Source organism: Kitasatospora sp. NPDC086801, from assembly GCF_044745805.1.
Classification (GTDB): Bacteria; Actinomycetota; Actinomycetes; order Streptomycetales; family Streptomycetaceae; genus Kitasatospora.
In genome coordinates, this window is sequence record NZ_JBIVAX010000017.1 from 1 (window position 1) to 19,160 (window position 19,160).

At 73.3% G+C, this 19,160-nt stretch carries 12 protein-coding genes; 6 read left to right on the forward strand and 6 right to left on the reverse strand.

Going from position 1 to position 19,160, the window contains the following annotated elements; genetic code table 11:
* Positions 1-122: 122 nt before the first annotated feature.
* The 3 genes from ACIPLC_RS19335 to ACIPLC_RS19345 all read right to left on the reverse strand — a co-directional run bounded on the left by ACIPLC_RS19335 (position 123) and on the right by ACIPLC_RS19345 (position 4,103).
* Complete coding sequence (locus tag ACIPLC_RS19335) at positions 123-1,079, reverse strand: LD-carboxypeptidase (protein ID WP_400474211.1); 957 nt, start codon at positions 1,077-1,079, stop codon at positions 123-125.
* A 155-nt stretch (positions 1,080-1,234) separates the two neighbouring features.
* Positions 1,235-2,290, reverse strand: a complete 1,056-nt coding sequence (gene trpS / locus ACIPLC_RS19340) for a tryptophan--tRNA ligase (RefSeq protein ID WP_400474212.1) — start codon at positions 2,288-2,290, stop codon at positions 1,235-1,237.
* Positions 2,291-2,531: 241 nt separating this feature from the next.
* Entirely contained in the window at positions 2,532-4,103 is a 1,572-nt protein-coding gene (locus ACIPLC_RS19345) for an APC family permease (RefSeq protein WP_400474332.1), read from the reverse strand.
* A gap of 322 nt (positions 4,104-4,425) precedes the next feature.
* Here ACIPLC_RS19345 and ACIPLC_RS19350 point away from each other — a divergent pair, with 322 nt between their 5' ends.
* Both ACIPLC_RS19350 and ACIPLC_RS19355 read left to right on the forward strand, forming a co-directional pair.
* A complete protein-coding gene (locus ACIPLC_RS19350) occupies positions 4,426-5,541 on the forward strand; it encodes an ABC transporter substrate-binding protein (protein WP_400474213.1) in 1,116 nt (371 codons plus the stop codon).
* Between the two features lie 118 nt (positions 5,542-5,659).
* Positions 5,660-6,883 (forward strand): hypothetical protein, encoded by a 1,224-nt coding sequence (locus ACIPLC_RS19355; protein ID WP_400474214.1) that lies wholly within the window; start codon positions 5,660-5,662, stop codon positions 6,881-6,883.
* Positions 6,884-7,009: 126 nt separating this feature from the next.
* On the opposite strand, the gene ACIPLC_RS19360 is transcribed toward ACIPLC_RS19355, so the two are convergent.
* Positions 7,010-7,543 (reverse strand): NUDIX hydrolase, encoded by a 534-nt coding sequence (locus ACIPLC_RS19360; protein WP_400474215.1) that lies wholly within the window; start codon positions 7,541-7,543, stop codon positions 7,010-7,012.
* A gap of 95 nt (positions 7,544-7,638) precedes the next feature.
* Between ACIPLC_RS19360 and ACIPLC_RS19365 the strand changes: the two genes are divergently transcribed.
* Entirely contained in the window at positions 7,639-8,664 is a 1,026-nt protein-coding gene (locus tag ACIPLC_RS19365; RefSeq protein ID WP_400474216.1) for an ATP-grasp domain-containing protein, read from the forward strand.
* Positions 8,665-8,708: 44 nt separating this feature from the next.
* Here ACIPLC_RS19365 and ACIPLC_RS19370 read toward each other — a convergent pair whose 3' ends face one another.
* Together ACIPLC_RS19370 and ACIPLC_RS19375 are read right to left on the reverse strand one after the other, a co-directional pair.
* Complete coding sequence (locus ACIPLC_RS19370; RefSeq protein WP_400474217.1) at positions 8,709-12,683, reverse strand: ABC transporter ATP-binding protein; 3,975 nt, start codon at positions 12,681-12,683, stop codon at positions 8,709-8,711.
* A 406-nt stretch (positions 12,684-13,089) separates the two neighbouring features.
* Positions 13,090-13,731: a TetR/AcrR family transcriptional regulator gene (locus ACIPLC_RS19375; protein WP_400474218.1), complete on the reverse strand. Its 642-nt coding sequence runs from the start codon at positions 13,729-13,731 to the stop codon at positions 13,090-13,092.
* A gap of 132 nt (positions 13,732-13,863) precedes the next feature.
* Between ACIPLC_RS19375 and ACIPLC_RS19380 the strand changes: the two genes are divergently transcribed.
* The 3 genes from ACIPLC_RS19380 (at position 13,864) to ACIPLC_RS19390 (ending at position 19,114) form a co-directional block, all read left to right on the forward strand.
* Positions 13,864-15,576, forward strand: a complete 1,713-nt coding sequence (locus ACIPLC_RS19380) for a carboxyl transferase domain-containing protein (protein ID WP_400474219.1) — start codon at positions 13,864-13,866, stop codon at positions 15,574-15,576.
* A gap of 227 nt (positions 15,577-15,803) precedes the next feature.
* Entirely contained in the window at positions 15,804-18,131 is a 2,328-nt protein-coding gene (locus ACIPLC_RS19385) for an acetyl/propionyl/methylcrotonyl-CoA carboxylase subunit alpha (protein ID WP_400474220.1), read from the forward strand.
* Complete coding sequence (locus ACIPLC_RS19390; RefSeq protein WP_400474221.1) at positions 18,128-19,114, forward strand: hydroxymethylglutaryl-CoA lyase; 987 nt, start codon at positions 18,128-18,130, stop codon at positions 19,112-19,114. The genes ACIPLC_RS19385 and ACIPLC_RS19390 overlap by 4 nt, the downstream gene beginning before the upstream one ends.
* The last annotated feature ends 46 nt before the right edge of the window (positions 19,115-19,160 follow it).

The following is a 19,160-nucleotide window of genomic DNA, read 5'->3' on the forward strand; positions in this document are numbered from 1 at the left end:
CGACGAACCGGGACCTGCTACCGGGCACTCCGGTGTCTACCCGGACGGGACTTCCACCCGCGAGCCTGGACCAGCTTTCAGGACGCAACATGGCCGCACCCTACTCACCACCGGTGCGGGCTTCAGCGCGCGGCGAGGGCGGGCACCTCCAGGGTGAGGGTGCCCGCGTCGGCGTCGAGGACGGCGGGGACGCCGAGCGGGACGGTCAGGGTGGAGGGGCAGTGGCCGAAGCCGAGTTCCCAGATGACGGGTACGCCGAGCGGGGCGAGGCGGTCGAGCATGACGTCCCGGACGCGGTCGAGGCGTCCGCAGCCCTCCCAGGAGCCGAGCGCGATGCCGGCGACCCCGTCGAACGCGCCGGAGCGCAGAAACTGGGTGAGGAGCCGATCGAGCTGGTACGGGTGCTCGTTGACGTCCTCCAGGATCAGGATGCCGCCGGCGTAGGAGGGCCGGGCGGCGGACGTGCCGCGCTCGGCCGCGAGGACGTGGACGCAGCCGCCCGCGGTGACGCCTCGGGCGCGGCCGGGGACGAGGGCGGTGGCGGTCGGTGAGGTGAGCACGGTGGTGGTCGTGGGCTCGAAGAGGGTGCGGCGCAGGTGCTCGGCGGTCGGTCCGTCGGTGATGAAGGAGGCGGCCGCGCTCATCGGCCCGTACAGGGTGGCGATGCCGAGCCGCTGGGCGAAGGCCTCCTGCAGGGAGGAGACGTCGCTGAAGCCGATGAACGGCTTGGGCGGGACGGCGCGCATGGCGTCCCAGTCGAGCAGGTCGACCATGCGGTGGACGCCGTAACCGCCGCGGGCGCAGATGACGGCGTCGACGGTGGGGTCGAGCCAGGCGGACTGGAGGTCGGCGGCGCGGTCGGTGTCGGTGCCGGCGAGGTAGCCGAGGGTGGGGTGGGTGTCGAGGACGTGCGGGGCGACGGTGACCCGCAGGCCCCAGGAGCGGAGGATCGCGCAGCCGTCGGTGAGCCGCTGGGAGTCGATCGGGCCGCTGGGGGCGAGGACGGCGATGTGGTCGCCGGGGCGCAGGTGCAGCGGGCGGGTCAGACCCTGGCCGGGCGTGGTCGGGTGCTGGTCCATGGGCCGGGACGCCTTTCGGGGGAGGCCGGGTACGGGCGGCCTCGATGTGGTCGAGGCCGCCCGGTGACGATATGCCCCGTGTCGACGAGCCGATGTCCGCGAGCCGACGCCTTCGGGCCGAAGGCTCGGGGGCGCGGGGGCGCGGGGGCGGTTCTTCAGATCGCCCCCATCACCGCCCTGACCTCGTCGAGGGTGGCGTCGGCGACGGCGTTGGCGCGTTCGGCGCCGTCGCGCAGGACCTGCCGCAGGTGGCCGCGGTCGGCGGCGAGTTCGGTGCGGCGGGCGCGCAGGGGGCGGAGGTACTCGTTGACGGAGTCGGTGACGGTGCGCTTGAGCGCGGCGGCGCCGCCGTCGCCGAGTTCCTCCGCGATCTCCTCGGGTGCGCGGTCCTGGCAGAGCGCGGCGAGCAGGACGAGGCTGGAGACCTCGGGGCGGTTGGCCGGGTCGTAGTCGATCCTGCGGTCGGCGTCGGTCCTGGCGCCGCGGATGATCCGGGCGGTCTCGTCCTCGGTGGCGCCGAGGGCGACGCCGTTGCCCCGGCTCTTGCTCATCTTGCCGCCGTCGGTGCCGAGCAGCAGCGGGGCGTCGGAGAGCAGCGCGCGGGGGGTGGGGAAGACGGCGCCGCCGTCGGCGTGCGGGTAGCGCTCGTTGAAGCGGCGGGCGATGGTGCGGGCGACTTCGAGGTGGGGCAGCTGGTCCTGGCCGACCGGGACGAGGTTCGCCTTGCAGAAGAGGATGTCGGCGGCCTGGTGCACCGGGTAGGTGAACATCAGCCCGTTGACGGCGGACTGACGGGAGTGGGCGATCTCGTCCTTGACGGTGGGGTTGCGGTTCAGTTCGGCGACGCTGACGAGGCTGAGGAAGGGCAGCAGCAGCTGGTTGAGGGCGGGGACGGCGCTGTGCGCGAAGATCGTGGCGCGGTCGGGGTCGAGGCCGGCCGCGAGGTAGTCGAGGACGAGGTTCTCGGTGTGCTCGGCGAGCCGGTCGGCGATGTCCCGGTCGGTGATGACCTGGTAGTCGGCGATCACGACGAACATCTCGACGCCCTGGTTCTGGAGCTGGACGCGGTTGTGCAGGGTGCCGAAGTAGTGGCCGAGGTGCAGCGGTCCGGTGGGGCGGTCCCCGGTGAGGACGCGGTGGCTGGACGGGTCGGCGGTGAAGGTGGCGGTGGTGGCCACGGTCGCGCTGGACGCGGTGGACGCGGTGGTCATCGGGATTCTCCTCGGTACGGCGGTGGTGGCGGCCGTCCGGGCGGAGACCCGTTCCGTGGCGAAACACGACAGGGCCGTCCATTCCGGACGGCCCTGGTCAAGCGCGTGGGGTGGCCGTCCTAGGACGGCCACCAGCACTGGCTCGCGTGAAGCTTCATGCGGCCGAGGATAGCGCCGGTGTCCGGCGGCGTGGGCCGGTTCGGTCCCATCCGCCCCCTCAACCCTCGACTCAGTCCCCGACTCAGTCCTCGACGACCAGCGCGGGGGTGTCCTTGCGCAGCGTCTCGCCGCGGAAGAACTCCGGCCGGGCCAGGCCGTAGCAGGTCATCAGGACGGCGCCGAGCAGCAGGATGCCGACGCCGATGACGAACACCGAGCCGATGCCGAAGACGGCGCCGCTGCCGTAGTCCGGGTTCCAGGCGTCGGTGAGGGTCTGCAGGAAGACTCCGCTCAACAGCACACCGCCGAGCAGCGGGGCGATGCCCTTGAGGAACAGGTCGCGCGGGCCGGTGCGCAGCGAGCGGCGGAAGTACCAGACGCAGGCGAAAGCGGTCAGCGCGTAGTAGAAGCAGATCATCAGGCCGAGCGCCAGGATGGTGTCCTGGACGACGTTCTCGCTGATCAGGCTCATGCCGACGTAGAAGACGGCGGTGGCGATGCCGGCCGCGACGGTGGCGTACCCGGGGGTGCGGAAGCGCGGGTGGACGGCGCCGAAGCGCGGCGGCACGGCGCGGTAGGCGCTCATCGCGAGCAGGGTGCGGGCCACCGGGATGAAGGTGGTCTGGAGGCTGGCGGCGGCGCTGGCGACGACGGCCAGGAAGAGCAGGACGCTCCACGGTGAACCGAGCACCGGGCGGGCGAGCGCGGCGAAGACGTTGTCGGCGGTCTCCGGGTTGCCGAGGCCGGAGCCGGTGGAGCCGACGCCCGCGAACATCTGGGCGGAGATCGCGACCAGCAGGTACGAGCCGACCAGGGTGACCATGGAGATCATCGCGGCGCGGCCGGGGGTCTTGGCGCTGCCGAGGGTCTCCTCGTTCATGGTGAGGCAGGTGTCCCAGCCCCAGTACATGAAGATCGACAGCGACAGGCCGGCGGTGAACGCGCTGAAGGAGCTGACCTGGAGCGGGTTGAGCCAGGAGAACGAGAAGCCGATCGAGTCGGGCAGGTCGCCGGCGGCGGCCTTGCCGATGGCGATGGCCGAGAAGAGCACCAGCACGGCGAGTTGGAGGCCGACCAGGCTGTACTGGAACCACTTGGTGGCGGTCATCCCCCGGTAGCTCATCGCGGTGGCGCCGCCGATCAGCAGGACGACGGTGAGCAGGTGGACGGCCTGGTTCTGGTCGAGTTCGGCGACCCAGCCCCTGCCGGTCATCTCACCCAGCATCAGGTAGAGGAAGTCGGTCGCGACCCCGGCCAGGTTGGAGAGCACGATGATGGTCGCGACGGTCAGGCCCCAACCGGCCATCCAGCCGACCCGGGGGCCGAAGGCCTTGACCGTCCAGGTGAAGGACGTGCCGCAGTCCGGGAAGTCCTTGTTCAGCTCCTTGTAGGCGAACGCGACGAGCAGCATCGGCAGGAAGCCGGCCAGGAACACGGCGGGCATTTGAACGCCGACCGCGGTGACGGTCGGCCCGAGCGTCGCGGTCAGGCAGTAGACCGGGGCGACCGTGGAGATGCCCAGGACCACACTGCTCAGCAGGCCCACCGAGTTGCCCCGGAGACCCTTGTCCCCCGCTCCCCCAGCCGTCCCCTGGTCGGGGACTCCACCACTGGTGCCACTGACCGGGGCACCCTGCGGAGCGCCGGGCGCCATTGCCCGGTCGCTGCTTCCGTGCTCTGAGAGCTGCTGATCAAACACCAGCGCACCCTAGGCGCGAGCATGGAAGGTTGAGTAGACCAACCCTTGGTGATCTAAACCACTTTCTTCGATTCGTTCTCCGTGAGGGTCATCAGGGTGACGCATTAACGGCGCATTAAGCGGTGTACCTTGGTTTCAAAGGATCAGGGTTAAGGGATTTTCTCCCTTATGTCAATGTTTGAGACAGTTCGACCCTCGACCCGGACGGGCCGCCACCTCCCCCTCCGGCGCTTCGGATAGGTTTGCCTCACCTAACCTCGATCCGAAGGAGCGTCGCGTGGCCCCCAACCCCGACGACCTGGCCCTCGTCCCCCGCACCCCCTCCCGCCGCAGGTTCCTCTCCGCCGGGATCGCCGGCGGGGCGGTCCTCGGCCTCGGCGGGCTGCTCACCGCCTGCGGCAGCTCCGGCGGCCCGGGCGGCAACGGCGGCTCCGGCGGCACGACGCCCGGCACCGGCGGCGCATCGCCCGACCAGAAGTCGGTCAAGCAGGGCGGCGACGACTACGCCACCGTGATCGAGAAGATGAAGGGCTTCGGCACCGACGCCGCCCCCGGTGTCTACCCGCGCACCGTCAAGCACGCCATGGGCGAGACCGTCATCCCCGCCAAGCCCACCCGGGTCGTGGTGCTGGACACCGGTGAACTCGACAACGTCGTCGCACTCGGCATCCAGCCGGTCGGCATCGTCTACACCGACGGCTCCAAGTCCCTGCCGTCCTACCTCAAGGACAAGGCCGGCAACCCGGCCAACGTCGGCACCATCAACAGCCTCAACCTGGAGGCCATCGCCGCGCTCAAGCCCGACCTGATCCTCGGCAGCCAGCTGCGCGCCCAGGACCAGTACGCGCAGCTGTCCAAGATCGCGCCGACCGTCTTCTCGCTGCGCCCCGGCTACCCCTGGAAGCAGAACTTCCAGCTCAACGCCAGCCCGTTCGGGCTGGAGACCGAGGCCAAGGCCCAGCTCGACGCGTACCAGGCGGCCGCCACCGCGATCGGCGCCAAGCTCGGCGACAAGCGGCCCACCATCACGCCGCTGCGCTTCATGCCCGGCCGGACCCGGCTGTACGCCGAGCTGTCCTTCATCGGCACCATCCTCACCGACATCCCGCTGCCGCAGCCCAAGATCGAACAGGTCAAGGAACTCGCGGTGGAGGTCAGCCCGGAGCAGATCGACAAGGCCGACGCCGACTGGATCTTCTACGGCGTCTACGGCTCCCCCAGCTCCACCAACCAGGACGCGGTGCTCGGCGGCGCGCTCTGGAAGACCCTCGGCGCGGTCAAGTCCGGTCAGGCCCTGCCGGTTTCGGACGAGACCTGGTTCCTCGGACTCGGCGTCATGGCGGCCAACGCGGTGCTCGCCGACCTCAAGGGCTTCGTCGCGCCCGGCACTTGAGCCGACACGGGGCGTAGGGGTGGGCAGGGGTCTCGCGCACACCCCCGGAATTGACGCTTGGAGCTGGTCGCGCGGTGCGGGAGGATCATCCGGACCGTCCGCCGAAGGGCCCGTGCCGATGACCTCGCTCCACCCCGCCGCAACCGACCCGTGCCTGCCCGGCCCGCCCGTGGACAGCGCCGGATCCGCGCCCCCGCCCGCCGCGCGCTGCTCCATCGCGACGGCCGCCGAGACCGGCCGACCGACCGACGCTCCGGGCCCCGCCCCGTCCGGCACGGCCGCGGGCGGGCGCCAGGGCGGTGGCTCGCGCCACGACTCGGTGCCGCAGCCGCGCGGGCGGGAGGACGGCGCGGTGGACGGCGGCCCCGCGACGGCGGTGGGCGAAGCGGCGGCGGACGATCCGACCACCTCTCGGCTGCGGGCGGCACTCGCCGACCGGCTGCGGGCCGCCCACGCCCAAGGCCGCTCGGTCGCCGACCTGGCGGCCGCGTGCCGACGGCCGGCCACGGAGGTGCGGGAGCTGCTCGGCGAGAGCGCCGAGGACGGCGAGGACCTCCCCGGCCGCGAGGACGGCGCGAGCGGTGAGGACGGTCAACGCGGTGAGGACGGTCCGGGTGACGGGGCCGGGGCCGTGGGTGGCTGGGCCGGGGCTGTCCGGTTCGGCCGGCCGACCGCCCCGCCCGAGGGCGACCGGGCCGTGCCCGTGCTGCGCGCGGCACGCGAGGAACTCCGGGCCGCCGGCTCCCGGCGCCCCGCGCCCTCGCGCCGGCTGCGCCGGATGCACCCGCAGACCGTCGCGACCGGGCGGGGGGCGACCGCACGGGAGACGGCCGCGACCGAACCGGTCGGGACGGCATCCACGGAGCCCGTGACCTCTGCCGGCCTCCCGACCGAGGCCCGGGCGGCGGGCGCACCGGGCGCACCGGGCGCACCGGGCGCAGGTGAACTCGCCGGAGGCACCGGGGCGGTGACGGCCACCTCGACCGTCGACCCCGAGGCGGCGCGGGCCGAGACGCCGCTCGGCATTCTGATCGGCGGCAGCCCGAACCAGCCCGAGGCCGTCGGCCGCCCGGAGGAACGGGCGCCGATCCGGGTGACGGCGGAACCGGTCCGGATCGGCCGCGGCACCAGCCTGATCGTGCTGCCCTCCTGGCGCCCCGCCATCGCCGTCTCGGTGCCGACCGAGCAACTGCTGTCCGCCACCGGGCTCGCCTTCGAGCAGTTGGCCGACGCGCAGCTGACCGTACTGATGAACCCCTGTGCGCTGCACGACCGGGAGCTGGACCTGCACGGTTGGGAGTCCGGTCCGGGCGGGCGGGCGCGACGCGGCGGGCGCCCGTAGGGGCGTGCGCCATAGTGGCGTGCACTCGTAGCGGCGTGCGCTCAGGGCTCGCCGGCGGCGGTCAGGAGACGGCGGTCGTCGCGGGTCGGCGGGACGGGTCAGTGGGTGACCGTCGGCGGGCGGCCGTCAGCGGGCGGCCGGGGCGTTCGGGATGAAGCCCAGGTCGACGGGCACCGGGGGACGCCCGTCGACGGCCCAACCCTCGCGGACGGCGGCCAGCAGCTCCGGCAGTCGGGGCGGCCAGAGCGCGTCGGCGTTCTCGTCGGCCAGGTCGGCCGGGGTCCACCAGCGCCAGTCGAGGATCCGGTCCTCGGCATGCACCGCGCTGACGTCACCGACCGGGCCGCGGTGCGGCCCGCCCGTGAGGTAGATGTGCTCGTGCTGGCGGACCGGGGTGCCGTGCCAGGTGAAGTCGTGCTCCCAGGTGCAGAGCAGCGGGCCCGGTTCGAGGTCGCTCCAGCCGGTCTCCTCCCAGAGTTCGCGCCGGGCGCCGGTCCACGGGGTCTCGCCGGGTTCCAGCCCGCCGCCCGGCATGGTCCAGTGGACGCCGACCTCGTCGTTGTCCGAACGGAGCAGGAAGACCGAGCCGCCCTCGTCCAGGACGACCGTGCGAGCGGCCTGCCGGGGGACACGTGTGCGGGGTCTCAGCAGATTTCGCATCGGATCACTCTCCCAGCGCCCGGCCGGGCCGTCGAGCGGGTTTGACGCCGCGAAAGCCGCCGACTCCTCCCCGCCCGGGCCTTACCCTGACGGCCATGCCCGTACCCGCGATCCTCTTCCCCGCCGACCCGCTCAACCCGCGCCGGCCCGACCCGCACTTCGCCTGGGAGGCCCGACTGCTACGGGAGTTGGGAGGCGAGCACCACCTGGTCGACCACGACGCGCTGCTCGCCGGGCTCGCCGAGCAGGCGGTCCGCCTGGTGCCGCAGGACGGCGGTCCGCTCTGGTACCGGGGCTGGATGCTCCCGTCCGCCCGCTACACCGGCTTCGCCGACGCGCTCGCCGCGCGCGGCTGCGCCCTGCTGACCAGCCCGGCCGGCTATGCGGCGGCGCACGAACTGCCCGGCTGGTACGACGTGTTCGAGGGGGCGACCCCGCCCAGCACGTGGATCCCCACCGCCGCTGCCGTGGTGCCCGGGCCGGAGGAGCTGGCGGCCGCCGCGGCGCGGCTCGGCGGGAGCGGGCCGGCGATCGTCAAGGACTACGTGAAGTCGCGCAAGCACGAGTGGCACGAGGCCTGCTACGTCCCCGAGTTGGCCGATCTGGCGAGCGTCGGGCGGGTGGTGGCGCGGTTCGTCGAGCTCCAGGGCGAGTTCCTGGCCGGCGGGGTGGTGCTGCGGCGGTACGAGGAGTTCGAGCGGCTGGCCGGCGGCTCGGGTGGTGGTTCGGACGACAGCTCGGGCGAAGGCGCGGAAAGCAGCCGGGACGGCGGCTCGGGCGAAGGCGCGGAAAGCAGCCGGGACGGCGGCTCGGGCGAAGGCGCGGACGGCCGTTCGGGTCGCGGGAGCGGGCGGGCCGTGGAGGCGCGGGTGTGGTGGCTGGACGGCGAACCCGTGCTGGTCGGGCCGCACCCCGACGCACCCCACCACGCGGTCGAACCCGACCTCACCGACGTCCGCCCCCTGGTCCGGATGCTCGGCTGCCGTTTCGTCACCACCGACCTCGCCAGCCGGGCCGACGGTTCCGGCTGGCGCGTGGTCGAGGTCGGGGACGGACAGGTCAGCGACCTGCCGCGCGGGATCGACGCCACCGGCCTGCTGGCCTCGCTGATCGCCGCCTGACGGGGCGCAGGTGGCGTACCGTCAGGCGGCTCTCGGGCAGCCGACTACCCGGCGGCGACGGCCTCGACCGCCGAGTGGCCGTCCGCGACGAACGCGCGCCAGAGCCGGGCGTACGTGCCGCCCCGGGCGAGCAGCTCGGCGTGCGTGCCGTCCTCGACCACCCGGCCGTGGTCCAGCACGACGACCCGGTCGGCACGCTCGGCGGTGGTCAGCCGGTGGGCGATGACCAGCGTGGTGCGGCCGCCGCTGAGCCGGTCCGCGGCCTGGTTGACCGCCGCCTCGGTGGCCAGGTCGAGCGCTGCGGTCGCCTCGTCGAGCAGCAGGATGTCCGGATCGACCAGTTCGGCCCGGGCCAGGGCGATCAACTGGCGCTGGCCAGCCGAGAGGTTGCGGCCACGGCCCGTGACCTCGTGGTCGTAGCCGCCGGACAGCCGGACGATCATGTCGTGCGCGCCGACCGCCCGGGCCGCCGCCTCCACCTCGGCCGGCGATGCGTCGGGCCGGCCGTAGGCGATCGCCTCGCGCACCGTGCCCGCGAACAGGTACGCCTCCTGCGGCACCACGCCCAGCCGGTGGCGGTACTGCGCCAGGTCGAAGCGGGTGAGGTCGACCCCGTCCACCCGCACGGCGCCCTCCGTCGCGTCGTAGAACCGGGCGACCAGCTTCACCAGCGTCGACTTGCCGGCGCCGGTCTCGCCCACCAGCGCCACCGTCTGCCCGGCCGGGATGTGCAGGTCCACACCGGTCAGCACGTTCGGGGCGCCGTCCGCACCGCCGTTGTAGGCGAAGCCGACGCCCTCGAAGGAGATCTCGCCGCGCAGCCCCTCGGGCACCGGAACGGGGTCGGCCGCCTCGGCCGTGGTGGTCGGGGTGCGCAGCAGCTCCCGGATCCGGCCGAGGCCCACCGAGGCCTGCTGGTAGCCGTCGAACACCTGGGACAGCTGGTTGACCGGCGCGAAGAACAGGTCGATGTACAGCAGGTACGCGACCAGCGCGCCGACCGTCAGCGTCCCGGCGTCCACCCGGGCCGCGCCCACGATCAGCACCAGCGCGGCGGCCACGCTGGAGAGGAACTGGACGAACGGGAAGTACAGCGAGATGTACAGCTGCGCGCGCACCCGGGCCTCGCGGTAGGCGACACCCCGGGCGACGAAGCGGTCCGTGTTGGTGTCCAGGCGGCGGAAGGCCTGGACGATCCGCATGCCGGCCACGTTCTCCTGGAGGTCGGCGTTGACGGTGCTGATGAGGTCCCGGGACAGCTCGTACTGGTCCCTGGACCTCCTGCGGAACACCAGCGTCGCGATCACCAGCAGGGGCAGCACCGCGAAGACCACCAGGGCCAGGCCCGCGTCGATGATCAGCAGCGCGGCGAAGATCCCGGCGAAGGTCAGCAGGCTGACCACGGCGGTGACCACGCCGGTCTGCAGGAAGGACGTCAGCGAGTCCAGATCGGTGGTCATCCGGGTCATGATCCGGCCGGACAGCTCGCGCTCGTAGTAGTCCAGGCCGAGCCGGTTGAGGTGGGCGAAGATCTTGAGGCGGAGCATGTACAGCACCCGCTCACCGGTACGACCGCTGACCCGGTTCTCGGCGCTCTGCACCAGCCAGTCCAGCAGCACCACCACCAGCGCGGTGAGCGCGGCCACGGCGACCCCGGACATCAGGGCCTTGCTGACGCCCTGGTCGATGCCGTGCCGGATCAGCACCGGCAGCACCAGGCCGGAAGCCGCGTCGAGGGCGACCAGCAGCAGGGCCAGGGCGAGCGGGACGCGGAACGGGCGCAGCATGCGGCGGAGGCTGAAGTCCGGGTCGCCGGCCTCGGCCTCGGCGCGCGGGACCGCCGGGGAGTCGGCGGCCGGCGGGAGGGCGGCGACCTTGACCAGCAGGTCGGGGTCGGCGGTGCGGGCCGCTTTGACCAGGGCGGGAGTGGGGAGGTCGGGGGTGGCCGGGGTCGCGGGTTCCGGGGCGGGGGCCGGCTCGGGGGCCTGGGCGAGTGCCTGGGCAGGGGTCGGTTCGCCGACCGGCGCGGAGGTCTGCTCGGATATCTGCTCGGCCTCGGACGGCCGGGGTGTGCGGTCACCGGCCTCGGGGTCGGTGATCAGGGCCCGGTACTGGGGACATCGGGCATCGAGTTCCTCGTGCGTACCGATGTCCAGCAGCCGACCGTGATCCAGGACGGCTATCCGGTCGGCGAGTTGCAGGGTCGAGCGGCGGTGGGCGATCAGCAGCGTGGTGCGGCCGGTCATCACCGAGCGCAGCGCGTCGTGGATCTCCGCCTCGATCTGCGGGTCCACCGCCGACGTGGCGTCGTCCAGCAGCAGGATCCGGGGGTCGGTGAGGATCGCCCGGGCCAGCGCGATCCGCTGGCGCTGCCCGCCGGAGAGGGTCAGGCCCTGCTCGCCGACCTTGGTCTCGTAGCCGTCCGGCAGCGCGCGGACGAACTCGTCGGCCTGGGCGGCCCGCGCGGCCGCCACGACCTGCTCGTCCGTGGCGTCCGGACGGCCGTAGGCGATGTTGGTGCGGACCGACTCGGAGAACAGGAAGCTCTCCTCGGGGACGATGCCGACCGCCGCCCGGACCGAGTCCAGGGTGAGGTCGCGCAGGTCGTGGCCGTAGAGGCGGACGGTGCCGGCCGCCGGGTCGTAGAAGCGGGGCACCAGCTGCGCCACCGTCGACTTGCCGGAGCCGGAGGCCCCGACCAGGGCGAGGGTCTCGCCGGGGGCCAGCTTCAGGCTGAGGCCGTGCAGGACGGGGGCGGGGTGCTCGGGGTCGTAACGGAACTCGACCTGGTCGAACTCCAGGGCGACATCGGAGGTGCGGGGGCCTGCGGTGGTACGGGGGCCGGTGGCATGGGGGCCGGTGGTGCCGCCATCGCGGGGGCCTGCGCTGCTGCCTTCGCGGGGGCCGGTGCCGGTGCCTTCGCGGGCGCCGTCCCCGGTGAGGTCCAGGGTGAGCGCGTCCGGGCGCTCCTGGACCAACGGGCGCTCGTCGATCAGTTGGAGGACGCGCTCCACACCGGCCCGGGCCTGCTGGCCGACCGTGATGACCATGGTGAGCATCCGCACCGGTCCGGTCATCTGGGCGACGTAGGTGGAGAAGGCCACGAAGGTCCCGAGCGACACCTGACCGTCGACGGCCAGCCAGCCGCCGAAGGCCAGCACCGCGACCTGCGCGAGCGCGGGGATGGCCTGCATCGCCGGGTTGTAGCGGGCGTTGAGCCGGATCGACCGGACCCGGGCTGCGAACAGGTGACGGGAGGCCCGCTCCAGCTTGTCCAGCTCCTGCGCCTCCTGGCCGAAGCCCTTGACCACCCGGACACCGCCGATCGCGCCGTCCACCACGCCCGCGACGACGGCCGCCTCCTGCTGGGCGGCCCAGGTGGCGGGGAAGAGGCGCTTGCGGCTGAGGACGGTGATCCACCACAGCGCGGGGGCCATCACCAGGGCGATCAGGGTGAGCGGCGGGGAGAGCCAGACCATCACGGCCAGCGACATGACGAACATCAGCAGGTAGCCGGTCATCATCGGCAGCATCGAGAGCAGACCGTTGATCAGCTGGAGGTCGGAGGTCGCACGCCCGACCACCTGGCCGGTGTCCAGCCGGTCCTGGCGGTGGCCGTCGAGCCGGCCGAGCGAGCGGAACAGGTCGCTGCGCATGTCGTGCTGGACGTCCAGGGCGAGCTGGCCGCCGTAGTAGCGGCGGACCTGGGTGCAGCCGAAGACGACGACGGCGGCGAGCAGCAGCACCACCGCCCAGGGAACCAGCGAGCGGGTGTGCGCGGTGATGACGTCGTCGATGATCAGCTTGGTGACCAGCGGCACCAGCGAGGTGACGGCCATGCCGACGAGCGAGGCGCCGAAGGCGAGCAGCACGCTGCGGCGGGAGTGCCAGCAGTAGCCGACCAGGCGGCGCAGCCAGCCGGCGGCCTGCGGGTGGTCGCCGTCCGGCTGCGGGCTCGCACCGGGGGCCGGTGAGCCGCTCGGGGATTGCTCCACCGTGGATCCGTGAGTCTCAGGCATATTTAGGGATGCTAACCATTTCGTCGGGTGGCCGCCATGGCGTTTCCGGCCCGGGCGGGGGCCGGAGCGGGCCGGGGCAGCCCGGATCGTCCGGTCCGGCGGACTGGCCAACAGCCTGCGGCCTGCGGTGATTCCCGATCGAACGCACGAACGACCCGTCGACCCCGCCTGCCTCCAGGGTCGCGGACGGCCCGCCGAAGGCCCAGCGGCCAGGGGTGGGCGGGCACCGTCCTTTGGTCCTAGGCCCATCATCTCGGGGCCGAACCTCCGACCGGGCCAGAACCTCCGACCCCGGAGCTGGACCGCCGGCCATGGGGCCTGGACCACCGGACGGGCTTTCCAGGCGGGCTTTCCAGGTGAGCTTTCCAGGTGAGCTTTCCGGGCGGGCTTTCCGGGCGCGCAGGGCTCAGGCCCGCGCGGACACCGACTCGGCCGCCGCCGCGAAGGCACCGTGGGCGAGGGCGTGCAGCAGGGCGGCCATGCCGTCGCGCTGGAGGCCGGAGCGCTCGTCCTGGGCGGGGCCCGGGCCGAGGCTGTGCGGGGTCGAGTTGATCAGGCCGAAGACGGCGTGGACGGCGGCCCGGGCCACCGGCTCGGCGGCGGGGCCCGTCAGCTGCGGATAGACCTGCCGGACCACGTCCACCCACAGCTCGACGTAGCCGCGCTGGAGCCGGCGGACGGTGCGGCGGTCCTCCTCCTTGAGGTTCAGCAGCTCGCGGTCGTGCAGGGTGATCAGGTCGCGGTCGTCGAGGGCGAAGTCGACGTGGCCGCCGATCAGCGCGTCCAGCGCGGCGGCCGGACCGTCACCGCCCCCCGCCCGGCGCCGCCCCTCCTCCAGCAGGCGCTCACTGATGCCGATCAGCAGATCGGCGAGCATCGCGTCCTTTCCGGCGAAGTGACGGTAGAGCCCGGGGCCGCTGATGCCGACGGCCTTGCCGATCTCGTCCACACCCACCCCGAGGAAACCCCGGGCCGCGAAGAGTCGCGCGGCCTCCCGGCGGATCTGGTCGCGGCGTGGGAGCGCGGAGGCTGCGGGGACGTTCGGCATGCTGCCCATCGTAGACAGTGGGGTTATCGGCCGTTAACCTGGGCGCGTAAGTTAACGTTAATTAACGTGGGGTCCATGGGCGCACCGCATCCGGCCGCCCACCTGGTGCCGAGGGCAAGGGAGCTCTTGGGAATGGTCATCTCAACCGCCGGTGTACCCACCGGCGTCCATGGCAGCGCAGCGACCGGCACCACGGCGGCGCCGGGTGCCGTACCGCCGGGAGCCGCCGCTCCCGCGCCCCGGCTCGGCACCGCGGTCGACCCGGGCTCCGCCGCGTACCGGGCCAACACCGAGGCACACCGGGCCCTGGTCGCCGAACTGCGCGAGAAGCTCGACGCGGCGGCCCTCGGCGGCGGCGCCAAGGCCCGTGCCCGGCACACGGCGCGCGGCAAGCTGCTCCCCCGCGACCGGGTGGACACCCTGCTCGACCCGGCCTCGCCCTTCCTGGAACTGGCACCGCTGGCCGCCGACGGGATGTACGACGGGGCGGCACCCGCGGCCGGGGTGATCGCGGGCGTCGGCAGGGTCGCCGGACGCGAGGTGGTGGTGGTCGCCAACGACGCCACCGTCAAGGGCGGCACCTACTACCCGATGACCGTGAAGAAACACCTGCGCGCCCAGGAGGTCGCGCTGGAGAACCGGCTGCCCTGTGTCTACCTGGTGGACTCCGGCGGCGCCTTCCTCCCCATGCAGGACGAGGTCTTCCCGGACCGCGACCACTTCGGCCGGATCTTCTACAACCAGGCCAGGCTCTCCGCCGCCGGCATCCCGCAGATCGCCGCCGTGCTCGGCTCCTGCACGGCCGGCGGAGCGTACGTCCCGGCGATGAGCGACCAGGCCGTGATCGTCCGCAACCAGGGCACGATCTTCCTGGGCGGGCCGCCGCTGGTGAAGGCCGCCACCGGAGAGGTGGTCACCGCCGAGGAACTGGGCGGCGGCGACCTCCACTCCCGCACCTCGGGCGTGACGGACCACCTGGCCGAGGACGACGCCCACGCCCTCTCCATCGTCCGCACGATCGTGGCCGGGCTCGGCCCGCGCTCGGCCAGGCCGTGGCCGCTCACCCCGGTCGAGCCGCCGGCCGTGGACCCGGCCGGCCTGTACGGGGCCGTCCCGGTCGACCCGCGCACGCCCTACGACGTGCGCGAGGTGATCGCCCGACTGGTCGACGGCAGCCGGTTCGCCGAGTTCAAGGCCGAGTACGGCGCGACCCTGGTCACCGGCTTCGCCCGGATCCACGGCCACCCCGTCGGCATCGTCGCCAACAACGGCGTGCTGTTCTCCGAGTCGGCCCTCAAGGGCGCCCACTTCATCGAGTTGTGCGACCAGCGCGGCATCCCCCTCCTCTTCCTGCAGAACATCACCGGCTTCATGGTCGGCCGGCAGTACGAGGCGGGCGGCATCGCCAAGCACGGCGCCAAGATGGTCAACGCCGTCGCCTGCACCCGCGTCCCGAAGCTGACCGTGGTGATCGGCGGCTCGTACGGAGCCGGCAACTACTCGATGTGCGGCCGGGCCTACTCACCTCGCTTCCTGTGGATGTGGCCGGGCTCGAAGATCTCCGTGATGGGCGGCGAGCAGGCGGCGTCCGTCCTCGCCACCGTCCGCCGCGACCAGTTGGAGGCCCACGGCGAACAGTGGCCGGCCGAGGCGGAGGAGGAGTTCAAGCGCCCCGTCCGCGAGCAGTACGAGCGCCAGGGCAACGCCTACTACGCCACCGCCCGTCTCTGGGATGACGGCGTGATCGACCCGATGGACACCCGCACCGTCGTCGGCCTCGCCCTCACCGCCTGCGCCAACGCCCCGCTCCCGCCGCCCGGCCCGTACGGGGTCTTCCGGATGTGACCCCGCACCGATAGGTGTGGCCCCTCCTCTCCACACTCCTCTCCTCCGCGACCTCTCCTCTCCTGTCGGTGTGACCCCGCTCCAGCGGGTGTGACTCCCACGGCGCCGGCGCACCGCCCGGGCCGGCGCCCTCCCCCTCCACCGCCCTCCCCCGTCGTCTCCCCGCCGCCGGCTCACCGCCGCCACCTCCTTCGTACGGCTCCCCTCGACCCGGAGGAACGCCTCCCATGTTCGACACAGTTCTGGTCGCCAACCGCGGCGAGATCGCCCTCCGGGTGATCCGCACCCTGCGGCGGCTCGGCGTGCGCTCGGTCGCCGTGTTCAGCGACGCCGACGCCGACTCACCGCACGTCCGCGAGGCGGACGTCGCCGTCCGGCTCGGCCCGGCCGACCGCAGCGACAGTTCGGCGGCCGAGACCTACCTGCGCACCGACCAGATCCTCGCCGCCGCCCGCCGCACCGGGGCCCAGGCCGTCCACCCCGGTTACGGCTTCCTCGCCGAGAACGCCGGCTTCGCCCAGGCCTGCGCCGACGCCGGCCTCGTCTTCATCGGACCTCCTCCCGGTGCGGTCGAGCTGATGGGCGACAAGATCAACGCCAAGGAGGCCGTCCGGACCGCCGGCGTCCCGGTGGTCCCCGGCAGCCAGGCCACCGCGCCCACCGACGAGGACCTCCTCGCCGCCGCCGAGGAGATCGGCTACCCCGTCCTGCTCAAGCCGTCCGCCGGCGGCGGCGGCAAGGGCATGCGCCTCGTGCGGGACCGCGCCGACCTGCCCACCGAGATCGCCGCCGCCCGCCGCGTCGCCCGGACCGCCTTCGGCGACGACACCCTGCTGCTGGAACGCTGGGTCGACCGGCCACGCCACATCGAGGTGCAGGTGCTCGCCGACGCCCACGGCACCACCGTCCACCTCGGCGAGCGCGAGTGCAGCCTCCAGCGCCGCCATCAGAAACTGATCGAAGAGGCTCCCTCCGTTCTCCTCAATGCCGAGACCCGCGCCGCGATGGGCGCCGCGGCCGTCCGCGCCGCGGAGTCCTGCGGCTACACCGGGGCCGGCACCGTGGAATTCATCGTTCCCGGCATCGACCCGGACTCCCCCGCCACCACCTCCACCGAGGGGGTACGGGACTTCTTCTTCATGGAGATGAACACCCGCCTCCAGGTCGAACACCCCGTCACCGAACTCGCCATCGCCGTCGGCGACGATTCAGCCCGGCTCGACCTGGTCGAGTGGCAGCTGCGGGTCGCCTCGGGCGAACGGCTCTCCTTCGATCAGTCCGACATCTCCTTCCTGGGCCACGCCATCGAGGCCCGGATCTGCGCCGAGGACCCGGAACGGGACTTCCTGCCCACCGGCGGCCGCATCCTCGTCCTGGACGAGCCCCGAGGCGAGGGTGTGCGCGTCGACTCCGGAGTCGCCCCCGGATCCGTCGTCACCAGCGCCTACGACCCCATGCTCGCCAAGGTCATCGCGTACGGGCCCGACCGCCCGACCGCGCTGCGCCGGCTCCGCGCCGCGCTGGCCGACACCCGCATCCTTGGTGTCACCACCAACACGGGCTTCCTGCGACGGCTGCTCGCACACCCCGAGGTCGTCGCCGGCCAACTGGACACCGGCCTGGTGGAACAGACGGCCCAACAGCAGCCCACCCTGCTCGCCTCGCCGTACTCCCCGGCGAACGCGCCGAACGGTGCGAACGAGACCGGCGAGACCAGCGAGGCCAATGCGGCCAGCGCCGCCAGCCCGGCCGATGACGCGAACGTGGCCGACGCCACAACTGCCGCCCCGCTGACGGCCGAGACACCACCACCTGCCCACCTCCTCTACTACGCGGCCGCGCTGGCGCGCCACCTGGACCTCACCCCGGCCGCCGACCCCGACGGCTGGACCGACCCGTTCTCCCTTCCCTCCGGCTGGCGCCTGAGCGGCACCCCCGCCTGGACCACCCACCGACTCCGTACCCCCGGCCAGGACCCGGTCTCGGTGCGCATCCGTTCGATCACTGCGGGCAACGTAGCCGATGCCACTGACAATCCCGCCGAGCTCACCCGCGAGGTGGAGCTCCGGCTCGGCGCCGGGCCCGTCCACCGTGCCCGCGCGACCCGGACCGCCGACCGGCTGCACCTCACCGTCGACGGCCTGCGGACCACGTTCGCGCTGGCCACCGATGCCACTCCCGGCCTCGCCGCCGGCCCGGTGACCTGGCTCGGCGTCGAGGGCGACGCCTGGTCGCTGCACGCCTACGACCCGGTCGGCGAGAGCGCCGCCGGAACCGCCGCCCACCACGGCGCCCTGACCGCCCCGATGCCCGGGACCGTCACCGTCGTCAAGACCACGGCGGGCGAGACGGTCCGCAAGGGCCAGCCCCTGCTCGTGCTGGAGGCCATGAAGATGGAACACGTGATCGCCGCCCCGCACGACGGCGTGGTGGCCGAACTGCGGGCCACCGCCGGTGCCACCGTCGCGATGGAGGAACTGCTGGTCGTGGTCGCCCCGGCCGAGGACGGCGCCGCCGAGCAGGCCGCCCCCGCGCCCGCCGGGGTGCGGTCATGACCGCACCCGCCCGCGAACCCGACGCGCTGGACCTGAGCCTGCCCGACCCCGTCCGCGCCCCAGGCCTGCCCGAGGAGGTCCGGATCCACGAGGTCGGGCCGCGCGACGGGCTGCAGAACGAGGCCTCCCTGGTGCCCGTGGAGGTCAAGGCGGAGTTCATCGGCCGGCTCGCGGCCGCCGGGCTGCGCACCGTCGAGGCGACCAGCTTCGTCCACCCGAAATGGGTCCCGCAGCTGGCCGACGCCGAGGAGCTGATGCCCCGGCTGGCCGGCCTGCCGGAGCGCCACCCCGGCCTGCGGCTACCGGTGCTGGTGCCCAACGAGCGCGGCCTCGACCGGGCGCTCGCCCACCACGCCACCGACATCGCGGTGTTCGCCAGCGCCACCGAGACCTTCGCCCGCCGCAACCTCAACCGCTCGGCGGACGAGGCGATGGCGATGTTCCGCCCGGTCGTGGCGCGGGCCGCCGAGGCCGGGCTGGCGGTCCGCGGCTACCTCTCGATGTGCTTCGGAGACCCCTGGGAGGGGCCGGTCCCGGTCTCCCAGGTGGTCGGGTACGGCGTGCGGCTGCTGGAGATGGGCTGCGCGGAGCTGAGCCTCGGCGACACCATCGGCGTGGCCACCCCGGGGCAGGTCGGCGCCCTGCTGGCCGGCTTCGCGCGGGCCGGGGTGCCGGTCGACCGGCTCGCCGTGCACTTCCACGACACCTACGGGCAGGCGCTCAGCAACACCCTGGCGGCCCTGCGCGAGGGGGTCACCACGGTGGACGCGTCGGCGGGCGGCCTCGGCGGCTGCCCGTACGCGAAGAGCGCCACCGGCAACCTGGCCACCGAGGACCTGGTGTGGATGCTGCACGGACTCGGCATCCGGACCGGGGTCGACCTGCGCGCGCTGGTCGCCACCAGCGGCTGGATGGCCGAACTGCTCGGCCGTCCGAGCCCGTCCCGCACCGTCCAGGCACTGCTCGGCGCCGCCCGGGGCTGACCCCGCCCCACCACCGCTCCCCCGGTGCCGGCCGCGCGGAACCCCG

Excerpts from the sequence above, each read along its gene's own strand:
- ACIPLC_RS19335 (WP_400474211.1), bottom strand. The coding sequence starts at position 1,079 with ATGGACCAGCACCCGACCACGCCCGGCCAGGGTCTGACCCGCCCGCTG.
- ACIPLC_RS19385 (WP_400474220.1), top strand. The coding sequence starts at position 15,804 with ATGTTCGACACAGTTCTGGTCGCCAACCGCGGCGAGATCGCCCTCCGG.
- ACIPLC_RS19380 (WP_400474219.1), top strand. The coding sequence starts at position 13,864 with ATGGTCATCTCAACCGCCGGTGTACCCACCGGCGTCCATGGCAGCGCA.
- ACIPLC_RS19360 (WP_400474215.1), bottom strand. The coding sequence starts at position 7,543 with ATGCGAAATCTGCTGAGACCCCGCACACGTGTCCCCCGGCAGGCCGCT.
- ACIPLC_RS19375 (WP_400474218.1), bottom strand. The coding sequence starts at position 13,731 with ATGCCGAACGTCCCCGCAGCCTCCGCGCTCCCACGCCGCGACCAGATC.
- trpS (WP_400474212.1), bottom strand. The coding sequence starts at position 2,290 with ATGACCACCGCGTCCACCGCGTCCAGCGCGACCGTGGCCACCACCGCC.
- ACIPLC_RS19345 (WP_400474332.1), bottom strand. The coding sequence starts at position 4,103 with ATGGCGCCCGGCGCTCCGCAGGGTGCCCCGGTCAGTGGCACCAGTGGT.
- ACIPLC_RS19370 (WP_400474217.1), bottom strand. The coding sequence starts at position 12,683 with ATGCCTGAGACTCACGGATCCACGGTGGAGCAATCCCCGAGCGGCTCA.
- ACIPLC_RS19355 (WP_400474214.1), top strand. The coding sequence starts at position 5,660 with ATGACCTCGCTCCACCCCGCCGCAACCGACCCGTGCCTGCCCGGCCCG.
- ACIPLC_RS19390 (WP_400474221.1), top strand. The coding sequence starts at position 18,128 with ATGACCGCACCCGCCCGCGAACCCGACGCGCTGGACCTGAGCCTGCCC.
- ACIPLC_RS19365 (WP_400474216.1), top strand. The coding sequence starts at position 7,639 with ATGCCCGTACCCGCGATCCTCTTCCCCGCCGACCCGCTCAACCCGCGC.